Source organism: Paenibacillus sp. FSL H8-0548, assembly GCF_038630985.1.
In the GTDB taxonomy this organism is placed as follows: Bacteria; Bacillota; Bacilli; order Paenibacillales; family Paenibacillaceae; genus Pristimantibacillus.
In genome coordinates this window covers 6,431,087-6,451,964 of the sequence record NZ_CP152049.1, presented here as the reverse complement: position 1 = coordinate 6,451,964, position 20,878 = coordinate 6,431,087, and the positions used below count along the sequence as shown (strand labels likewise).

The window sequence follows — 20,878 nt, the reverse complement described above, 5'->3', positions numbered from 1 at the left end:
TAGGCAAGATCATTCATCTTGCGAATTCGAATGTAGCCATCATGTTATAATGAGGAAAAATGTTATAACCAGAGGAATGGGGATGACTGAGATGTACAATGTTCTTGTTGCTGACGATGAACCGCTTCACAGACGAGGCATCACCGATATGATCAAGACGCTGCGTCCGGATTACCGAGTCTTCGTAGCCAAGGATGGGGAAGAGGCGCTTCGGATCATAGATGCCAACCGTATAGATATCTTGCTAACGGATATTCGGATGCCTAAAATAGACGGGCTCGAGCTGATCGAGAACTTGGGAACACGGATGGAGTCCATAAAGGTGGTCATTCTGAGCGTCTACGGTAATTTTGATTATGCTAGGCAAGCGATTAAGTTAGGAGCTTTTGACTATCTATTGAAACCGTTGGAGCAAAAAGTTATGGTAGACATGCTAGCGAAACTTGATGCCGCGTTCGAGAAGGACTACGAGTTCCGTCGATATGAGGAGAATCTAAAACAAAAGCTAGATTCGACCATGCCTGTGTACGAGCAGCATTTGCTTAATCGTTGGATGCAGTCGGCGGCCGGCGAAGAAGAGCTTCATGAAATAGAAAATTCATTTCCCCTTGGGTATGCTGGATTCGTTGTGCTTGCTAAATTAGACATACAAGAAGTTGGACAAGCTTATTCCCCCGTGGATTTTAATGAAGTGAAAACGAGTTTTAAAGTCTGGATGCATCAAGCCCTTCAATCAATGGGGTCTTCTATTTTGTTCTATCTGGATGGATCTGAAACGATATTGGTTTCTGTGATCGCTCACAATAATCCGTTGGAATGGTTAATGAAGCGAGACGTCGAACGGTTATCCGCATTCATCGAACAAATTCGAATCGAATTCGGTCTCACTGTATCCATCGGTGTAGGCGGGCATGTCACTAATCTTTACCGAAACGCCCGTCTTTCTTTCGAACAGGCCCGTAATGCGATCGAATATATGTTTTACTGCGGAAATGGAAATCTTATTTTTCATAATGAAATCGCTTACAACCCCTATAAGCCAGCCTTAAAAATATTTCCTATTGAAACGGACATTTCCACCGCCTTGAATCAGTCTAATATGGAGCAGACTATCCTTGCGCTTGATACGATAATCGACCGGATGCTTCACGACGATTTTCCTTCTCCCGTTCACTTGAAGGAGAGTATTTTATACGTATTGCTCGATCTTATGAAAGCAAATGCTGCGTTCCTTCGGAATGAGGATGTTACGAACTTAATCGCGGAGATGGAGTTCCAAATTCCCGCTTGTAAGACGCTTCTAGATATTAAGGAGAAGGCGCGCCATTATATTCACAGGATTATCGATGGTATGGAAAAGCGAAAGAACAACAAGAATCAGCAAATCATTGAGAAGTGCATGGCGCATCTCAATGAGCGTTACATGCAGGATCTTTCCCTTGAAGTTGTCGCTAAAAAGTTTTTTTTCAGCCCCGCTTACTTCAGCAGCTTTTTCAAGGCCCATACATCCATGACATTCACTGAATATTTGCTTCGGCTGAGGATAGATAAGGCCAAGGAGCTGCTGTATGATGGTGAAAAAAAGGTTTCGGAGATAGCGCTTAGCGTGGGGTTTCGAGATGCCGGATATTTTACACGGATGTTCAAACGAGAGACTGGCTTCACTCCGGAAGAATTTCGGAAAAACATCGTCCTGTAGGTGAGAATATGAGACTCAAAAACAAACTAATTCTTTCCTATATCGTGCTCATTACGCTTCCCTTGGCCATATTGAGTGCGGGCTATTATTATACTAGCAAAGAGATTATGCTGGATCTTGCCCGCAGCAATGTGCTCGAAATTGTGAAAAAGAACAATCAGATCATCGATGAGCGGATAAGCATTGTTCAAGACAATAGCCTTTCTCTCATGGTGGAATGCGATCTATTTCAGATTTTTGACGGCAAGGGGCCTTCCGACGAGATGCAGTTGCTCCTGACGGATGATCGGGTAACGGGTATTCTGAATCGTTACTTCGCACAGTCGAACGACCTCTACTCGGTCGAATTGGTGACCCGTGCCTTCGTATACGGAAGCAAATCGAAGAATACCTATCCGCCCGGTAACTTTTACGAATCCAGCCTATTTGACCGAGCGACTGCCGAGAAGGGGAGGATCGCATGGGTGCCAACCTACGACTATTCCCAAATGTATCATCTCTCCGAGCTTGCCGACGCTGACATTGATTACCGCTATTTATTCTCGGGTGTGAGGGAGTTGAATCCTTCCTGTGTAAAAAACGATGTCGTGGTCCGAACGCAAAACGGTTCAGAGAAGCCTATTCTCGTGATGAACTTTAAGGATAATATATACACCGATATATTTAAAAACAGCATTCCGATAGATGGCGCACTCTTTCTTGTCGTAAGTGAAGATGGAACGATCGTCTCCCATCAAGACAATTCAATGCTAGCGCTTACGGAAGGGTCTCCTTGGATGAAAGAGGCACGCAATCGGGGAAGCGGGACGGCTTTTGTAGAGGTCGGGGGTCAGCGTATGGTTGCTTGCTTTGCCGTTTCCGCGGTGACGAACTGGACATCGATCGTGCTGATACCACCTTCCGTGCTTACAAATGATATCTTGCATACAATTCAGTTTTTTATGGTAACGCTCGGAGCCACGCTCCTCGGGCTTTCACTTTTATTCGCCTACCTGATTTCAACTAAAATATCTTCACCTATCAATAAGCTGCTGCTTGCAATTAAAAGGGTTGGCGGCGGGGATTTCAACGCGAAGATCCATGTGGAAGGCAGGGACGAGCTTGGCCATGTGCTCACTAAATTTAACAGCATGAACGAGAAGGTAAAGCAGCTCATCGACGAAAACTACATCGTCAAACTGCGCGAGAAGGAAACGGAAATTTTAGCACTTAACATTCAGCTGAACCCTCATTTTTTATATAACACGCTGAATATCATCAACTGGATGGCCGAATATGGCCAGAAGGAGAAGATGAGTGAAATGCTGATCAGCCTGTCTCGGATGTTGCATTACACATCGGATAATCGAAAGGATACTACGCTTCTAAAAGACGACGTAAGCTGGCTGCAGGATTATATCGCGATCATGAAAAACAGGTTTGACCAGCAGCTCCGCGTCGACTTCGATATTCAGTCTGAGTTGTTGGTAGCCTATGTGCCGAAGCTATTCCTTCAGCCTCTCGTTGAGAATGCGATTATTCACGGATTCCGCGATATGGAGATTGGTGGACTTATTACCGTTTATGGGAGGCGTCAGGAAGATGACATCCGGTTCTGCGTAGAGGATAACGGGCGCGGGTTTGAGCCGGAGCGATTAAAAAAGCTGCTGACGGGGGCTTCTAATCGTGTCGGCATACAGAATGTAGACAAAAGGATTAAGCTGCTATACGGCAATAAGTACGGGATTGAAATAGAATCGGAGCTGGGATTAGGCACGCGCGTCAACATGATCATCCCTTTCCGAAAGCAGGATGAATGAACCTTACAGACACCTTTCTGAGGCCGATATACGGCCGGAAAGGTGTTTCCTCGTTATGCGACTGCAAAACGCTATGTAAACGGATTGACCGTAAAATCGTCCGTAATACGAAGATTTGTGCAATAGGTTTTTACTTGGGGCCGTCTTACAATAGGGATAAGCGACTGCAGCGCTTACATTCTAAACTGGGGGAATAACAAAATGAGAAAACGATCGGGTACGAAAACGATATTGTTTGTATTCCTAGCCGTCATGATGATTGTAACCGCTTGCGCAAATGGAAATAACGATAGCGGCCAGTCGAAAAATACCGCAGTGAACGGTAATTCAACTAAAGATAAGTCCTCTGGTACTAATGAGCAGGTGAAGCTGAAATTCACGTTTTGGGGAAGCCCGCAGGAGAAAAAAGCTGTGGAGGATGCAATCAAAGCATTTGAAGGAATCCATAAGAATATAACGATTGAGCCCGTCCATATAACTGGTACCGATTTTTTGCAGAAGCTGAACGCAATGATCGCAGGCAACGAGGCGCCTGACCTAAGCTATTCCGCCGCGTGGAAGCTGAAAATGGGCGAGGAAGATTTGATTTACAACTTCTTCGACTTGATTAAGGAAGATCCGTCTATTAAGAAAGAGGATTATTTGGAGTATGGCTGGTGGAACTGGGATACAGACAAGAGTGCCGGGCCTTATCAGGCTGCCGTCGTTCCCAGCTTGATGTATAATGCCGACATGTTCCAGGACGCCGGTGTGGAGGTTCCGCCTACTAAAGCCTCGGAAGCCTGGACTTGGGATGAATTCGTTGAAACGGCTAAGAAGCTTACGCTTGACCGCAATGGGAAGCATCCGGATGAAGCAGGCTTCGATCCTAAAAATATTAAGCAATACGGTGTGAAGTTTAGCTTGAGCTGGATCTCTTATATGCCGCTAGTCCTCTCCAACGGAGGTGACTACTTGACTGACGACGGCAAGGAGCTTGGACTTGCCAAACCGGAGGCAGCCGAAGCGATACAAAAGATCGCTGATCTTATCAATGTGCATCATGTTGCTCCTTCACCGGTCCAAGCCAGCAGCATCCCGGCACCGGCAACAGCCCTGCAATCGAAGAAGGTGGCCATGGTCATCGACGGGAGCTGGAACCACCTGGACCTCAGCAAAGCGAATATTAACTGGGGAGTCGGCGTACTGCCAATTTTGAAAGAATACAAATCGTTTTTCCTCGGCGGATCACTCATTATCTTCAAGAGCTCGAAGCATCCAAAGGAGGCATGGGAATTCTCTAAGTTTCTTACCGACCCGAACAACGTACTTGAGATGCACCAGGGTCTATGGATGCCGCAATTGACGAAATGGTATGAAGATCCGCAATTGATCGACAGCTGGGCGAATGAGGAGCTGTCAGGAAGACCAATTGGTTTCCAGGATGCGGTCATGCGTTCAACGTTCGAGCATGCGGAGCCGGCACCTGAAAACAACGTGAAAAATTTTGTGGAAATCGATGCTGCAGTAGCAGCCTCATTGGATCAGGTATGGCTTGGCACTAAATCAGCCGAAGAAGCGCTGAAAGAAGCAGAAGAGAGAATCAAACCTCTGGTACAAGGGACGTATTTGAAATAACGAACGATCGGCGGAAGGAGGCTCCGTATAAAGCTGGGGCGGGGCGCCTTCCGCAATGGTTCGACGGAGAGGAATCTTGCTTATGGAAGTCATCACTTCCCGTGTGGAGAAATCCATGAAACAAAAACGTGTATCATTCAAAAATGAATGGAATGGTATCTTGTTCGCGCTGCCTGCGATTTTGGGCTTGCTCATTTTTACTCTGGGCCCCATGCTTTACAGCTTGTACATGAGCTTTACCGACTATTCAGGATCTAACGTACCGACTTTCGTCGGACTTGATAATTATACGAGAATATTCAGCGGTGAAGACCAATATTTCTATAAATCTCTCAGAGTCACGGTTTATTTTGTCATTCTCAGCGTTCCGAGCGGCATCATTTATTCCTTTCTGCTGGCGCTTTTACTCAATCGGGATGTTAAGGGAAAAGCGATTTTCCGTACTATCTTTTATCTGCCTTCCATCGTACCAATTATCGCCATTTCATTCATTTGGTTATGGTTGCTGAATCCAGATCTCGGCCTTGCGAACGAGTTGCTTGGTGCTCTTGGCTTCCCAGGCAGTCAATGGATATTTGGTGAGAAGTCGGTCGTTCCATCTTTGGCCATGATGAATCTGTGGACGACAGGGGGGACGATGATCATTTTCCTCGCGGGCCTACAGGATATTCCACGCTCTTTGTACGAGGCAATCGAAATAGACGGAGGCTCTCGGTTCGATAAATTATGGGCTATTACGGTGCCAATGATGACGCCAACCATATTTTTCAATCTAATTATCGGCATTATCAACGGCTTCCAAATATTTGCGCAGGCGCATGTCATGACGAATGGCGGGCCTAATAATGCAAGTCTGTTCTATGTCTTCTATCTTTACCGGGAGGCATTTCAATTCTCGCGAATGGGAAGCGCCAGCGCTATAGCGTGGGTGTTGTTCATCATTATCATGGCGCTGACATTTATCGTTTTCAAAACGTCGAGAAAATGGGTGTATTACGAAGGAGATGGATCGCGATGAGAAGGAAAGGATGGATCGAGAACGGCCTGGTATATCTTGTGCTTCTGGCAGGCGGTACATTTAGCCTGCTGCCACTAATTTGGCTCGTCCGCAGTTCCTTGATGGATATGGGCCAAATCTTCGAGATGCCGCCTGTTTGGATTCCGAAACCGTTTCGACTCTCAAATTTCAGCGAAGCACTGACGATCCTGCCGTTCGGCAAATATTTTGTTAACACGTCCATTATAGTATTGTTTACGATGATCGGCGTTATCGTCACCTGCTCTTTAAGTGCCTATAGCTTCGCGCGTATGAAATGGAGAGGAAGGGATCTGATATTCGGCCTGCTTCTGTCCAGCATGATGCTGCCATATGCGGTTACGCTCATTCCGACTTTTGTCGGGTGGAGCAAGCTGGGGTTGACCAACACGTTCATTCCACTCATTGCTCCAGCCTGGTTCGGCGGCGGCGCGTTTAATATTTTTTTATTGCGGCAGTTTTATCTTAGCATCCCCCGCGAACTGGACGAGGCTGCGTACGTGGACGGAGCCAGCCACTGGAGAATATTCATATCGATTATCATGCCTTTGACTAAGCCCGCCCTGATTGTTGTCGGTCTCTTCACCTTTCTAGCATCTTGGAATGATTTCCTGGGCCCGCTTGTATATTTGAACAGCGAGTCTAAGTATACGCTTGCACTGGGACTGCAGCAGTTCAAAGGAATGTATGCCGCGGAATGGCATCTCATGATGGCGGCGGCCACCGTCGTGCTGGCTCCGGCCATCATCGTATTTTTCATCGGTCAGAAGTATTTTGTAGAGGGCATTACACTCACGGGCATAAAGGCCTGAACGCAGAAGGAGAGATATGATCTTATGAATCCATTGTATTTGCGTCAAGAAGGTACATCGCGTCGTCATTCCAGTTGGGACACGACCGGCGGAAACAAGGACTTTATTGTGATCGGAGTTAATCAAACCGCGGTAATAGCTAAGATTGAAGGCTCGGGAGTCATCCAGCACATCTGGATGACGATCGCCTCGAAGGATAAATATGCGTTCCGTAAAGTGCTGATCCGTATGTACTGGGACGAGGAGACTGTACCTAGCGTGGAATCACCGATTGGCGACTTCTTTGGCGTTGGACACGGTGTGGCCAGCCATTATATTTCCATGCCGCTGAACATGATCACGACACAAGGTATTATCGAAGACAAAGCGGCTATGAATAGTTTCTTCGAAATGCCGTTCCGGAAGAATGCGAGAATTGAAATCCTCAACGAGTGTGAGAATGAAATTGTCCTTTATTATTACGTGGATTACGTAGAAAAGCCGGTATCGGACGACAGCTTCTACTTTCATGCGTCGTGGCGGAGGGAAAACCCGACAAAGGGCCTTTTAGACCTTTCGGTGCTGAAGGCGGAGCACGATAAGCAGGATAAAGCGAATTACGCGGACCAGAAGGTATATGAGCTCAAAAATTTGACAGGCGATGATAACTATGTGCTCATGGATGCCGAAGGTGAAGGGCATTATGTAGGATGTAATCTGAGCATCGACCATCTGAATCCAATGCCAGGATTTAGCTGGCCGGGCGAAGGAGACGACATGTTCTTCATCGATGGCGAGCCGTGGCCACCTCGTTTGCACGGTACGGGCACGGAGGATTATTTTTGCGCCGCATGGGGATATCCATCAGGTAAATATGATAGTCCGTACCATGGCATATCCCTATACGCGCCTATTAGGCAAAATGGTGATTCGTGGAAAGAGAGCAATACGATATCCTTCAATGATTATTCAGGAAAAATGACGCAATACCGCTTCCATATTGTCGATCCAATTATCTTTCGTCAATCACTCCGATTTAGCATCGAACACGGCCATGGCAACTCGCAATCGAACGATTATTCGTCGGTAGCCTACTGGTACCAGAGAGAGCCGCATAAGGTCTATCCGGAGATGCTGCCTGTCGCAATGCGCCTGCCGTTGCCGGAGAAAGAGAGCGCAAGGCTCTTCTATCGCACGTTCTAAATAAAATACAGAGGAGCGCCCGTTCATGTGGAGCGCTCCTTTCGTGTTTTTGAAACGGAAAATTTCTTTAACCGGCAAAGTTTGCAGAAACAGTCTTAGCAATGCTACGACCATGGAAAAAGGAGTTCCCTTCGGCAATAGCTTGCCAAAGGGAACTCCTTTTTTGGAATCTGATTTTTTCAAATTCCTTATAGAATAGTAGTTTTTGTCGTAATGGTGAACGATTTGGTCTCACCTGGCTGAAGCGTCTCCCTGAAGATTCGGACTGCGCGGCTATGCCGGAGTGAGGATTCATCGCCGCTTTTGGTCTCTGACTGAAAATCGATAGAATCGGTGGGTTCATCGGAAGGCAATTCGATAATAGCTGTAATGGCGTGCGGTCCATAGCTGGTCACGACTGCCTCAGTCATTCCTTCTTCCTTCCGATATGAGACGCTGAAGGTCTGGCTGCCCAGCTTGAAGCGATCCCAGACGAACGGGCTGGTAGGGCTGAATGGGCGGAAGGATAGCTGTTTGGCAGGCGCGTCATAGGCTAGCCCTAGTATTTCCGAGACGAACATGCCAGCGAATACGCCTGAGGCCCATCCGCATTTGCCGCATGTATTGTGGCGGACGACATCTCCGTAAGGCGAGCCGTTATTATAAGGCCACCACCAAAGCGAACCATCTGCGTCGGTCAGTTTGCGGATTTGCGTGAAATAGCCGTCTTCTCCGCTCATGGAATCGGCATTCGTGATCATGCCCATGCCGCTCATATAGCCCGGGAACGTGCAAGCCGAGTGGTCTCCCCATTGAATACCCCTAGATTCCGGATTATAAGTCGGGTTGGATGTACTTAACGAAAAGCGCATATAGTTGCTGTACGTCGGGTTGACATAAGACGTGTAACCGTACAGCGGCATAAGAATCGTATCTGATTCCTCCCCGTCGTGATGAAGCAAGTCGATCTTTCCGTTCTCGGTTAAGTTCCAGATAAACTGCATACCGAAATCCTCGTAAGTTCCCTCATATTTCTTCGCGTTATCCTTCAGCTTGTCTGAGGGGGATATACTGATTCCTTCGACATACTGACGGCCGAATGGGCCTTCCGTGGTCGTAAGTTGCTCCAGATCCTCCTGTATCCGAGCGGCAATATCCCGGTAGCGCTCAGCAGTGGCTGTATCGCCGAACACATCCTCTACGATGCGGGCATAGTGGAAGAATGAAGCCCAGGCAATAACGTTGGAGCCTGTATGGTAATCGCCGAGCGAATAGGCGTCCGATAGCCATACAGAAGGGAATAGCCATGGTCCGTCCGGTTTGCGGGTGCGAGCCGTTTCTTCCAACAAGGCTCGTATTTTTAGATCGATGCCCGTGTTGTCCAGAAAAAGGCGTTTGTCTCCCGTAGTTCGGTAATACAGGCCGGCCATAATGACGGAGGACAGGGAGTTGCTAAGCGAATGGGTAATCCCGCCTTTATACCGGTTGCCGGCAGGGCGCACCCCGTGCTCTAGGAACCATAGTAGGCCTTGCTTGAACAGTTCGGGTTCCGTCGTGTGAAACGGGAGAAATGAATAATACATGTCTTTGTTCCAAATGAATTCCGTGGTCGGGTAAGTACCCCAATTGGAGCCTGCAATAGAGCCGCTGCCATCCATCCCGATCGAACCGAAGCATTGAAGGACGGCACGCTCGTAAAATTCAGCGACAAATGGATCGTTTTCCATTTTCAGCGAGCCGGTTATCCCTTTGAAATATGCCCACGTTTCGTTTAACCAGTGCAGGGAGCCCTTCTCGTCGATAGTCTGAAGCGTTTTTTCACCTGGCGGAGAGATAACAGCCGGCACCCATACAGACTTACCGGGAGACAGCTTGAAGGAAATGGAGCCGCTCTTGTTCTCGAGGTCCGCGGGATGGACGCAGAGCTCGGCTCCGCTGAACAGGTCGCTCCGTACGTCCGCGGAAGGAAGTGAGACTTTGCCGCATACGATTTCCTGTGATTGGTTTTCCAGAAGCAGTCCGTAGATAAGTCCGCGGAGTCGGACGGTTCCGTCTCCTGAGAGGGGAGTATAGGTAATTAGAGTAGCCTTTATTGTACTGAACTGGAACTCTGTGATGGGAAACAGGTTGTCAAGGAGAGAAGTGGCATAAGGGAGATCATCCTCGCTAAGATCGAACAGCTCCTCACCTATTTGAAGCTTGTATCCGTAAGGCCCCGTCTTCTTAAAATCTTTGCACATCCACACTCCAGGAATGTTGTCGCTGTAATAATTCCCATGATAGATCGATACAAGTTTGATGGAGCCGTTCATATTAACATTAACCAGCGTCTTATTGTTTGAAATATCGAAGCTCAGCTCAGGGTCTGGCAGCTTGCGTCCGAAGAAGCTCATTTCATCTTTTGCGAGATAGCTGCCATCTTGGTAGGTAACGCCAAAGAATCGGCTTCTTGGTTGGGACAAAGCTTCGCTTATGCTCATAAAGGGATGCGGCATATTCAGTCTCCTTTGTTAGTTAGATTAGCGGTCTGCAGCGCCTTTCTTCATTATTAGAGATGGGCAGGTACAAAGATATAGGAGAGATTTAAGGAAGTAGGACAAATTATTGCGCTTTCATTAAAGATGCGGTTGAAGCGTTTATAAACTGAATTGACGCCGTATATTTTATGAAATATCAAGCCGTATAGGGCAGAGGATATCCATGCCTCTTTATTTTTGTCCAAGATGTGATTCCAGATGATCAAAGTTCAAATCATTACGATCAAAATCCAATCACCGTTATATGGTTTGCCCAAATGAATCCCCTTACAATGAATATATGAAGGAGGGGCTAAGACATCATGATGGCAAGCCTATACAAATACCGTTGGCAGTATGTAATGATTTTTCCTGCCATTTTGCTTTTGTTTCTATTTAACTATGTACCTATGGCAGGCATTCAGATCGCATTCCGCGATTTTCAGATCGGGTCCTCCATATGGGACAGCGCTTGGGTCGGTTGGCAAAACTTTTCATTCCTACAAGAACCGCAGTTTTGGACAGTTGTAAAAAACACGCTGTTCATTTCTGTATTGAAATTCGTATTCGGTTTTCCCGCCCCCATTATATTAGCTTTAATGATTAATGAATTGGTGCATGCTGGGTTCAAAAGGTTCGTTCAGTCTGTTAGTTATTTGCCCCATTTCTTCTCTTGGATTGTCGTCGCTTATATCTTGCAATCGTTTCTTACGCTGGATGGAGGATTGGCTAACGACTTGATTACAAGAATGGGCGGGGAGCCGATTTTTTTCCTAGGGTCGGAAAGTTGGTTTCGGCCGATGATCGTGTCTAGCGGCTTGTGGAAAGAGGTAGGCTGGAATACGATCTTGTATCTCGCAGCGATATCAGCTATTGATCCGCAGCTGTATGAAGCTGCCACGGTGGAAGGTGCAGGGAAGCGGGCGCAAATTCGGCATGTGACGCTGCCAGGCATTATGCCTACAGTATCGATCGTGCTAATCTTAAGCATTCCGAGCTTGATTGCGGTAGGCATGGATCAGATTTATCCGCTCATGAATCCGGCTAACATGCAGGTGGCGGATGTTCTGGATACCTATGTGCTTCGAAGCGGTCTTCAACAGGGTTATTTTGGAATGGCTACTGCAATTGGGCTGTTGTCCTCCGTTATTAGTCTTGTTCTCGTCGTCGTAACGAATCAGATATCCAGAAAATTGAATGGCGAGGGGTTATGGTAGTTGAAGAAACGTTCATCGGGAGAAAGGCTCTCACAAAGCATCATTGTCATATTTATGCTCTTGCTATGTCTATCCGTGCTGTATCCGTTTGCCTACATGCTGGCGATATCGCTGAATGAGGGGACGGATGCGGCGAAGGGCGGGGTTTATTTATGGCCTAGGGCGTTTACGCTGATCAACTATGAAATCGTGCTGGGGAATGAAGTCATCCAGCGTGCCTATCTGATTACGATCGCTCGTACGGTTCTTGGTACGATAGCAGGTCTTCTAATCACATTAATGGTTGCTTTCGGCTTATCCTATCAACGGGTTCCGTTCCGCAAATCGATTTTGAGCTATATTTTGATCACAATGCTCTTTAACGGCGGTCTTGTTCCTCTCTATATCCAGCTGTACAACCTAGGTCTGATTAATAATTTTTTGGTCTATATTATACCCGGCATGTTCTCTGTTTGGAATATGTTCGTTATGCTGAAGTTCATCCAAGGGATTCCCGAGGCTCTCATTGAGTCTGCCGAGCTTGATGGCGCAGGTCCATTCCGCATATTGATCCAGATTATCGCTCCGTTATCGAAGCCGATGCTGGCGGCAATCGGTTTGTTCATCGCCGTGGGCCATTGGAACGATTGGTTCGCCGGAGCATTTTATGTGACCAAGCAAGATTTGATTCCGGTACAAACGTTTCTGCAGCAATTATTGTCGGCGCAGGATATGTCGGCTATTTTAGGATCAAACTCGAATCAGGAAGCGCTCGCTAGAGGGTCGCAAATGAAAAACGTGACGCTCATGTCGGTCAAAATGGCAACCGTAATGGTCAGCGCCATTCCGATTCTATGTGTGTATCCGTTCCTTCAGAAGTATTTCGTGAAGGGCGTATTGATCGGCTCCGTGAAAGGGTGAAGGGCCGTTTACTAAAGGGTATTGCGCTTGAACATATACCATTATTAATGCAACTTACAAAGGGGAGAAAACAGAATGATGCAGAGCAAACGCTTTAAGAATGGCAGCCTTATGCTGCTTGCTATGGTATTAGTGCTCACGATCGTCGCAGGCTGCTCCGGTTCAAATTCATCGAACAAGGAAACGAATGATGTGGAACAGGGCAGCAACACAAGCACCAAGGGATCACAAAAATTCAATCTTTGGCTGGGCTGGTCGGCGACGGTTAACAACGATAGTCTCGTCCAAAAATATTGGAAAGAGACGCAGCCAGGCATCGAGGTTGAGCTGGAGGCGACTCAGGGTGACGCGGTAACCGCGCTTAACCTAAAGCTGAACACAGGCGGCTTTGAAGATGCAGCCGTATTCGGCCGCAGCGAAATCGTGAAAGCAGCGATGATCCGCTCCAATAAAGTGCTGTCTGTCGAGCAATATTTTGATATGCCTGATCAATACCCTAATCTTGCTAAGATTCCCAAAGTATATTTGGATCAAATGAAGGATGCTGATGGACATATTTGGTCAATTCCGACCTGGTTCGATCAAAATCCAGATAATCCGTGGCCGGGCTGGGCTTCACAATCATGGCTTGTCCGTACGGACGTGTTAGAGAAAGCCGGAATGACCACTGCGGATTTGGCTACAATTGAAGGGGTAGAAGCATTTCTGAAAAAAGCAGCTGAGCAGAAAGATGAGTCAGGCAAGCCATTGCTTCCGCTTAGCTTCTTAATGGACCCTAATGACACGGCTAGCTGGAACGATGAAAATGCGGTTTTGAGCACGTTTGGCGTAACGACGGGAGGCGGCATTATCCCGGCAGAGAAGAAGGGGGATGATATTGTTCTCCTATATGATGACCCGCAGTACAAAGCAGCTTACCAATGGATGAACAAGATGTATCGTTCCAATCTCGTGGATCCAGAGGTCGTAACCGATAAAAAAGAACGCTACAAAGAGAAAAACAAAGCCGGACGCGTAGCGATGAATGTAGGGACCTTCTTTAACGTAGACGCTACGCTTTGGGAGCAGCTGGACGGGCCGACTGAGCCAGGCTGGTTTTATCAAGTCGTTCCATTCCCTAAAGTAGATGGCGTAGAGAAGCTTGGAGCGAACACCGTCATCAATCCATATCCAGGCTATGACGTCTATATTAGCAAAAATTCAAAAAACCTAGAGGCGGTTTTGAAGTTCCTCGACTACACGCTTGATCCGCAAGCGGAGCAGCAGCATGTCATTAACGAAGGACCGGCAGGTAAGTACTGGGGATGGATTGACCAGCCGCTGGGTCTATGGAAATATATTGATGCAGAGTATGAAAAAGCCCGTAATTCCGGTGAGCCTGCTCAAAAAGCTAAAGTAACGCCGGAGCTGTACATGATCTCGTCCTACAATAACGACTGGTACCCGTGGTGGAACTATGGGCAAAGTGATAAGGCCGGAAGCAAAAAAACGGCAGAATTTACAGCAGCGGTAGGACAGATGGGCGCTGTGCGCAGCAGCCAAACCTATGATTTGGTTAAAGCGAAGGCAGGCGGCCTGCTAGAGAAATATTTGCCTGAGCTCGAAAACATCCGTAAGGAGTATAGAGCGAAATTCATCATGTCCACAAGCGACGAGCAGTTTGAAGCAACCTGGAAGGCGTTCAGCGATGCGCTCGAGAAACGCGGACACTGGACTGAGGTCAAGCAAGAATGGCAGGAGCAATATGAAGCGTTGTTGAAAGAGCAAGGCTAGCTGTAAAAGCTGACGGAGCAACCCCTTTAGGGAGGTTGCTCCCTTTTCCATTGTTACGAATACGATTACACTATGGAAAGGAGGGATACGATGCAATTACGCCGCAGCCTTGAACGAATAGTGATCAGGTTCACCCGAAAAATGAACCTGCGAGGAAAAATACTCATTCTTTATGGAGCTATTATTTTTGTTCCTACGATTTTTCTAGGAATTGGCGCAGGCTATCTTGCGCTTGAAAGCTTTAGAGCGAATTATTTGGTTACGATTAATGAGGCGATGCGCCAAACGGTCCAAAATATAGAATTCCGTAAGCAAAGCTACGATGTGCTCGCCACGCGAACGGCTACGGACGGGGAGCTTATCTCGCGATTAAGCCGTGATTATTCAAATATGTTCGAGCAGCTGAATACAGTCGAGTATGTGGATCGCTCATTCGTATTCACGAGTAAATATTTGCCGGGCATCGACGATTTTCGGATTTATCACACGAATCCAATGCTTGTGCAGGACGGGCGTTTGCTTTGGAAGCCGGAAGGGCGCATATTGCAGCCGGACTTTACTGAAACGGATTGGTTCGAGAAAGCAAGCGCTGCCCCCAGCTCATTAATATGGAGCAACGTTAACAAGGATAAGCTTGTAATCTCTCATAAAATTATGAGTCCTGCCGGCGATTTGCAGGGCATTATTTATTTACTGCTAGACTATAAAACGGTTTTTGGAAATCTGTTTAACGAGCCGTTCAGCGGTGCGGGAGAATTATCGATTATTGACGATAACGGCACGATCATCGTTTCCTCCGATCCGGGGAAAATCGGTTTAAAGCTAAAGTCCACAACGTTAAACGATCACTGGGAAGAAGCTGGCTTATCCAACGGCGCAATGGTTGACGGCAATTTGCTCATGGTAAGGCCCATTGATTCAAATTGGCATGTTGCCGCGTTGATCCAAATGGATCAGCTTGAGAGTCAGTCTAAGATGATTTTATACGGCATCATCGCCGTTATTTTCCTGTTTCTGCTTTGTTCGACTTTTTTAATTATGACGGTGCTGAAAAATGTCGTATGGCGTATTCGCAAGCTTGGCACACGTATGTATGATGTCAGTCAGGGCCAATTCGATGTCAGTATCCGCAATACCGATAAAGATGAGCTTGGCGATCTGGAAATATTGTTTAATTCGATGTCCGGCCGCCTAGGCATGCTCGTTGAAGATATCACCCAAGCGAAGCTCAAGGAACGCGAGCAATCGTTCAAAGCGCTGCAAGCACAAATCAACCCGCATTTTATTTACAACTCATTAAGTCTGCTGAGATGGCGAGCGCTGGACCTTCAAGACGAAACGCAGCTGCGTACGATTGATGCCTTAACTGCTTTCTACCGATTGGCGTTGGACAATAAAATTAATGTAACGCAAATTAAGGGTGAGCTTGATCATGTAAGAGCTTATTTGGACATTCAAGAGATGCGTTATCCTGGCAGGGTAAGCATCGAGTGGCATATTGATCAGGAGCTGCTGGAGCTTTACACGATTAAGCTGCTATTGCAGCCCATTGTGGAAAACTGTTATTTGCATGGCAACATTACAGGAAAGAAAGACGCAGTCATCCGGATTTCGGCGCAGCTGGAACTAAATAACGTTCGATTCGAGGTGTTCGATAATGGCGTGGGCATCCCAAGCCATATGCTGGAGCAAATCCGATTAGGAAAGCAGGCGGGTAACGGCAATGGATTCGGCACGGCCAATATACGTGAGCGGCTCCAGCTTTATTTTGAAAACAAGCATGAATTTACCGTAGACAGCAAAGAAAATGAATGGACGGCGGTAACGATTATTATACCTGCATGCGTCCATGTGCCGCAGATCAGGAAGGTGGTGTGATGTTGCTAAAAGCGTTGATCGTAGATGATGAGCCTACCCATATTCAGGGGCTGGTGCGCTATATCAAGTGGAAGGAACTTGGTTATGATATGCCTTTCACCGCAGAGTCCGGTCAGGAAGCGCTCGAAATATTGCGGAATGCTCCTATTGATGTGCTTATATCGGATGTTTCTATGCCCGTGATGACGGGGATAGAGCTTGTCGCCAAGGGTAAAGCCATCCGTCCGCAGCTTCAAGTGCTCATGATTAGCGGCTACAACGAATTCGAATTCGTGCAGGAAGCGATGAACGTCGGAGCGCAAGCCTATGTGTTAAAGCCGATTAAAGTGGAAGAGGTCGAGAGTAAGCTGACGGGCTTTCGGAAGACATTGACTAAGCTGAAGCAAATCGAGGATCAGGCGCAGGAGCTTCAAGAGAAAGTGTCCGGCAGCTTGGATATCGTCAGAGAGCGATTTGTGGCGGATGTCATTGGAGAAGCAGGCATCAATCCTGACATGTTGAATTCATGGGGACGCTTGCTTGAGTTTCCTGCCAGCAATCAAGAAATTGGGTTAATCGTCTTCGGTTATGATCAATTCCATTCTTCGGGACAGGGCGCAAGGGAGAGAGTCGTGATCGGAACTGGCTTTTTGCGAGTGGTTCATATCGGTTTATTCGATTATCGTCATGTCTATGTCGCTAAGACCGGCACCGACGAAATTGTTGCCCTGCACATTAATTTGAGTCCTATTGAACGAGCCTCGATCGAAAAACAGCTTGTCTTTATCCAAAACGTAATGCAGGAGCAATATGGTTCAACGGTTACGATTGGCAATAGCAGGATATGTACGACATGGGAAGAGGTCCCGTCACTGTACAAGGAAGTGAAATTCATGATGGCAAGATCCCGCTTAATGGAAGGCGGGCAAATCTTGCATTACGATCGACTGGATGAATCGGATTTCCAGCAGTTTCGTCTGCGAGAAGAGATTATACCCGAAATTATACAGCTGACGGAGGCTGCCACAGATGGACGTAAGGTGATTGACTACGTTAACAATGTGTTCGATATGCTTCTGTCGCAGCCTTCTATGCTGTTTACGTATATTCAAGCTTTTGGCATGGCGCTGCTCAGCGAACTGGCTCGCAAGCAGAAATGGAACAAAGAGCTGGGCGGGCAAATGAATTTGGAGATGTGGCAAAAGCTTATCGATTGCAGGAGCGAGGCGCAAATTCGGGAAGTTGTGCTCGATTACGTTCAACGCTATATGGTCATTGAAACAAAGGGCGAAGCAAGCCAAAGGCATAATCTGATTGGCAAGGTTACGGAATATCTGGAGGCACATTTCCCAGAACATATTACGGTGAAGCAAATTGCTGAAATTCATCATCTGAATGCGAGTTACTTAAGTGTGCTGTTCAAAAAAGAAATGGGCAAAACGATCTCGGATTTTCTTCAGGAAACGCGGATGAACAAAGCGAAGGAGCTGCTTCGCAATCCTAGCATTAAGGTATATGAGGTGTCAGAGCAGGTCGGGTTTCAGACCTCTGCTTACTTTGCTTATTTGTTCAAGAAGACGACGGGCTATACGCCGCAAGAATATAGAGATTACCATTAAGGCATGGGTATGCCAAGAGCTGGGGGCATTGAACGAAATGATAATAGAATCAATAGCGGGAACGTGGAGATTTGGCCTAGATGCTGCGAAGCAAGGCATCGAGAATCAATATTATAAAGGTCTGATGCAAGATGAAATTCAGTTGCCTGGAACGACCGCCGAAAATAAAAAAGGCGAATATAATACGGCAAGGGAAGTTGCCCATCTTACCGAAACGTACCCGTTAACCGGATATGCTTGGTATCAGCGAGATATTGAAATAAAGGAAGAATGGGCAGGCAAGCCTATTCGGTTGTATTTGGAGCGAACAAGAGTAACGCAGGTTTGGATCGGCGAGGAATGGAAGGGCATGCAGGACAGCGTTAGCGCGCCTCATGTCTATGAATTCGGATCAATGGCACCGGGAACTTATACGTTAACGGTACTGGTCGATAATAGCGGCTTGCCGATAAAGGGCGGGCATATGACATCGCCCGATACGCAAACGAACTGGAACGGGCTGCTGGGCAGAATCGAAATTCAGGTAGTGGAATTGATCCGTTTGGAGCGTATACATGCTTTTCCCGATGTTGCGAATAAGTCGGTTCGTTTCGCTTTTCAAGTGCTTAACGATACTTCGAGTAGCGCCAATGTGAGCATTTCATTCGAGATGGCGGATGCTGCGGGGACGGCATATTCAGCATCTAGCTTTACAGAGAGGACGCTGCATATCTCTTCAGAGCCAGGCTGCCATACGGTTGAATGGGATTACGAAATAGGCGAGGGTGCTGCGCTGTGGGATGAATTCACTCCTGTTATTTATCGCATGCAATTAAGATTGGAGGCTGCTGCCGGGCAAGTGATTTATCGGGGTGAGCAATCCGTAAGCTTCGGCATGCGTCAATTCGGCACGGAGGGAACGCAGTTTACGAATAATGGGCGAAAAGTATTTTTACGTGGGAAACATGATGCTTTGGCGTTTCCGCTAACGGGATATTCGCCGATGACCGTGGAAGAATGGGTTAAGGTGTTGTCTGTGGCGAAATCTTATGGCATTAATCATTACCGTTTCCATACCTGTTGTCCTCCGGAAGCGGGTTTTGCAGCTGCGGACATGCTCGGCGTTTATTTCGAACCGGAGCTGCCGTATTGGGGAACCTTCCACGATCCTGAGGATGAGGAATACGATGAAGCCAAAGCTGACTATTTGCGCAAGGAGGGCTTGCGCATTTTGGAGGCTTACGGCAATCATCCGTCCTTCGCCTTGTTCACGCTCGGCAACGAATTGCATGGAAGCCGCAAAGCGATGCTGGCTCTGCTGAAGGAGTATCGGGAACGAGACAGCAGACGCTTATACGCCGAGGGAGCGAACAATTATTTCTGGGCGCCGTCCTTCTCGGAAGAATCGGATTTCTGGGTGACGATGCGAACGGGACATGGCGGCTCAATGGTACGAGCTTCATTCTCCCATGCGGATTTGCCGCTTGGACATGTGCAGGCAAGCTATCCATCAACGCTCACGGACTATAGGGATAATCTGCCGGACATCCAAGCGCCTATCGTTAGCCATGAAATTGGTCAATTTCAATCGTTTCCTAATTTTGGCGAGATCGAAAAATATGTCGGTGTCCTTCAAGCGCGTAATTTTGAAGTTTTTCGTGAACGGCTTCAAAATGCGGGAATGGGTGATCAAGCCGATGATTTCTTCCGGGCATCAGGACAGCTTGCGGTGAGATGCTACCGCGAAGAAATTGAAGCGGCTTTGCGTACACCGGGCTTCGGCGGCTTTCAACTGCTCGATCTGCAGGATTTTCCTGGACAAGGGACGGCATTGGTCGGTGTGCTGGATGCATTTATGGATTCGAAAGGGTTTATCGAGCCGGAGCAATGGCGTGAGTTCTGCTCGGACATCGTATTGCTTGCTCGTTTTCCTCGATATACGTACACCGAGGATGAGACCTTCGAAGCGGATTTGGAAATGGCGAATTACGGTGCAAACGAGCTTGCGGACGTTCAGCTGGAGTGGTCGCTTAAGCAAGGTGAACAGCTAATCGAGAATGGCGTGACAGTGGCGACGGATGTCGGTCAAGGCGCTTTGGCGTCTATGGGAAAACTTCAAATCAAGTTGTCCAAAGTAAAAGCGCCAGCTAAGCTTGCGCTGGAGCTGAAATGGGTGGGAAGCAAGGTAGTGAATCATTACGCAATATGGGTATACCCGTCCGAGGTTGATACGGATTCAAACCATGGCGTCCATGTACGTCGAAGGCTTGATCAGGAGGTGCGCGATTTACTTGAAGACGGCGGACGCGTGCTGTTGATTGCCGATCAGGAGCAGCTATCTTCCCATATCGACGGAGCTTTTGCCTCGGATTTCTGGTGTTATCCTATGTTTAGGTCCATCTGCGAAGGAAACCATGCAGCGCCTGCACCAGGCACGCTGGGTATTTTATGTGATGAGCAGCATCCCGCATTTAAGGCGTTTCCGACCGAGTTTCATAGTAATTGGCAATGGTGGGCGATTCTGATGAACTCACACTCACTCCTATTGGATGATTGGCCGGCGGCGTTCCGTCCCATCGTACAGGTCATCGACAACTTTGAGCGGAACCATAAGCTGGGCTTGATCGTCGAAGCTAAGGTAGGCAGTGGAAGTTTGCTCGTATGCGCAAGCGATCTCATTGGACAGCAAGATAAGCCAGAAGCTAGGCAGCTTCTACATAGTCTGCTGCGTTATGCAGCCTCAGCGGAGTTCATGCCGACTGAAGAGCTAAGCTTCGAGCAGATCCGCAGCGTTTTAGATCCGAATGCGGCGGCCGACCGGCAGTCGCATCGCGGCCAAGCTGTTGTTAATCCTTCCTATCCGAAATAGATTTAAGTGGTTTAGTCCCCCCTG

Annotated in this window: 13 protein-coding genes; 12 read left to right on the top strand and 1 reads right to left on the bottom strand. The window is 47.5% G+C overall.

Annotated features, from left to right (window positions below; all coding sequences use genetic code 11):
• Positions 1-82: 82 nt before the first annotated feature.
• The 6 genes from MHI37_RS27295 (at position 83) to MHI37_RS27270 (ending at position 8,145) form a co-directional block, all read left to right on the top strand.
• Entirely contained in the window at positions 83-1,699 is a 1,617-nt protein-coding gene (locus MHI37_RS27295; protein WP_256710556.1) for a response regulator, read from the top strand.
• A gap of 8 nt (positions 1,700-1,707) precedes the next feature.
• Complete coding sequence (locus MHI37_RS27290; RefSeq protein WP_076337545.1) at positions 1,708-3,498, top strand: histidine kinase; 1,791 nt, start codon at positions 1,708-1,710, stop codon at positions 3,496-3,498.
• 201 nt (positions 3,499-3,699) lie between these two features.
• On the top strand, positions 3,700-5,115 hold the full coding sequence (locus MHI37_RS27285) for a sugar ABC transporter substrate-binding protein (protein WP_076337546.1): 1,416 nt from the start codon (positions 3,700-3,702) through the stop codon (positions 5,113-5,115).
• A gap of 115 nt (positions 5,116-5,230) precedes the next feature.
• Positions 5,231-6,133, top strand: a complete 903-nt coding sequence (locus tag MHI37_RS27280) for a sugar ABC transporter permease (RefSeq protein WP_256710557.1) — start codon at positions 5,231-5,233, stop codon at positions 6,131-6,133.
• Positions 6,130-6,963, top strand: coding sequence for a carbohydrate ABC transporter permease (locus MHI37_RS27275; protein WP_076337547.1), 834 nt, complete (start codon positions 6,130-6,132; stop codon positions 6,961-6,963). The genes MHI37_RS27280 and MHI37_RS27275 overlap by 4 nt, the downstream gene beginning before the upstream one ends.
• Before the next feature lie 24 nt (positions 6,964-6,987).
• Positions 6,988-8,145 (top strand): glycoside hydrolase family 172 protein, encoded by a 1,158-nt coding sequence (locus MHI37_RS27270; RefSeq protein ID WP_076337548.1) that lies wholly within the window; start codon positions 6,988-6,990, stop codon positions 8,143-8,145.
• Between the two features lie 188 nt (positions 8,146-8,333).
• On the opposite strand, the gene MHI37_RS27265 is transcribed toward MHI37_RS27270, so the two are convergent.
• Entirely contained in the window at positions 8,334-10,619 is a 2,286-nt protein-coding gene (locus tag MHI37_RS27265; protein WP_076337549.1) for a hypothetical protein, read from the bottom strand.
• Between the two features lie 344 nt (positions 10,620-10,963).
• On the opposite strand from MHI37_RS27265, the gene MHI37_RS27260 reads away from it, so the two are divergent.
• From MHI37_RS27260 to MHI37_RS27235, 6 genes are all read left to right on the top strand, one after another.
• Positions 10,964-11,857 carry an ABC transporter permease subunit gene (locus tag MHI37_RS27260; RefSeq protein ID WP_076337550.1) on the top strand — a complete coding sequence of 298 codons (894 nt, stop codon included), beginning with the start codon at positions 10,964-10,966 and terminating at the stop codon, positions 11,855-11,857.
• Positions 11,858-12,757, top strand: coding sequence for a carbohydrate ABC transporter permease (locus tag MHI37_RS27255; protein ID WP_256710558.1), 900 nt, complete (start codon positions 11,858-11,860; stop codon positions 12,755-12,757). It abuts the gene before it with no gap.
• Positions 12,758-12,832: 75 nt separating this feature from the next.
• Positions 12,833-14,530 carry a hypothetical protein gene (locus MHI37_RS27250; RefSeq protein WP_256710559.1) on the top strand — a complete coding sequence of 566 codons (1,698 nt, stop codon included), beginning with the start codon at positions 12,833-12,835 and terminating at the stop codon, positions 14,528-14,530.
• Positions 14,531-14,620: 90 nt separating this feature from the next.
• On the top strand, positions 14,621-16,408 hold the full coding sequence (locus MHI37_RS27245; protein ID WP_076337551.1) for a sensor histidine kinase: 1,788 nt from the start codon (positions 14,621-14,623) through the stop codon (positions 16,406-16,408).
• On the top strand, positions 16,408-18,006 hold the full coding sequence (locus MHI37_RS27240) for a response regulator (RefSeq protein ID WP_256710560.1): 1,599 nt from the start codon (positions 16,408-16,410) through the stop codon (positions 18,004-18,006). Before MHI37_RS27245 ends, MHI37_RS27240 begins: the two co-directional genes overlap by 1 nt.
• 37 nt (positions 18,007-18,043) lie before the next feature.
• Positions 18,044-20,854 (top strand): sugar-binding domain-containing protein, encoded by a 2,811-nt coding sequence (locus tag MHI37_RS27235; protein ID WP_076337552.1) that lies wholly within the window; start codon positions 18,044-18,046, stop codon positions 20,852-20,854.
• The last annotated feature ends 24 nt before the right edge of the window (positions 20,855-20,878 follow it).

Excerpts from the sequence above, each read along its gene's own strand:
- MHI37_RS27295 (WP_256710556.1), top strand. The coding sequence starts at position 83 with ATGACTGAGATGTACAATGTTCTTGTTGCTGACGATGAACCGCTTCAC.
- MHI37_RS27290 (WP_076337545.1), top strand. The coding sequence starts at position 1,708 with ATGAGACTCAAAAACAAACTAATTCTTTCCTATATCGTGCTCATTACG.
- MHI37_RS27285 (WP_076337546.1), top strand. The coding sequence starts at position 3,700 with ATGAGAAAACGATCGGGTACGAAAACGATATTGTTTGTATTCCTAGCC.
- MHI37_RS27280 (WP_256710557.1), top strand. The coding sequence starts at position 5,231 with ATGAAACAAAAACGTGTATCATTCAAAAATGAATGGAATGGTATCTTG.
- MHI37_RS27275 (WP_076337547.1), top strand. The coding sequence starts at position 6,130 with ATGAGAAGGAAAGGATGGATCGAGAACGGCCTGGTATATCTTGTGCTT.
- MHI37_RS27270 (WP_076337548.1), top strand. The coding sequence starts at position 6,988 with ATGAATCCATTGTATTTGCGTCAAGAAGGTACATCGCGTCGTCATTCC.
- MHI37_RS27265 (WP_076337549.1), bottom strand. The coding sequence starts at position 10,619 with ATGCCGCATCCCTTTATGAGCATAAGCGAAGCTTTGTCCCAACCAAGA.
- MHI37_RS27260 (WP_076337550.1), top strand. The coding sequence starts at position 10,964 with ATGATGGCAAGCCTATACAAATACCGTTGGCAGTATGTAATGATTTTT.
- MHI37_RS27250 (WP_256710559.1), top strand. The coding sequence starts at position 12,833 with ATGATGCAGAGCAAACGCTTTAAGAATGGCAGCCTTATGCTGCTTGCT.
- MHI37_RS27245 (WP_076337551.1), top strand. The coding sequence starts at position 14,621 with ATGCAATTACGCCGCAGCCTTGAACGAATAGTGATCAGGTTCACCCGA.
- MHI37_RS27240 (WP_256710560.1), top strand. The coding sequence starts at position 16,408 with ATGTTGCTAAAAGCGTTGATCGTAGATGATGAGCCTACCCATATTCAG.
- MHI37_RS27235 (WP_076337552.1), top strand. The coding sequence starts at position 18,044 with ATGATAATAGAATCAATAGCGGGAACGTGGAGATTTGGCCTAGATGCT.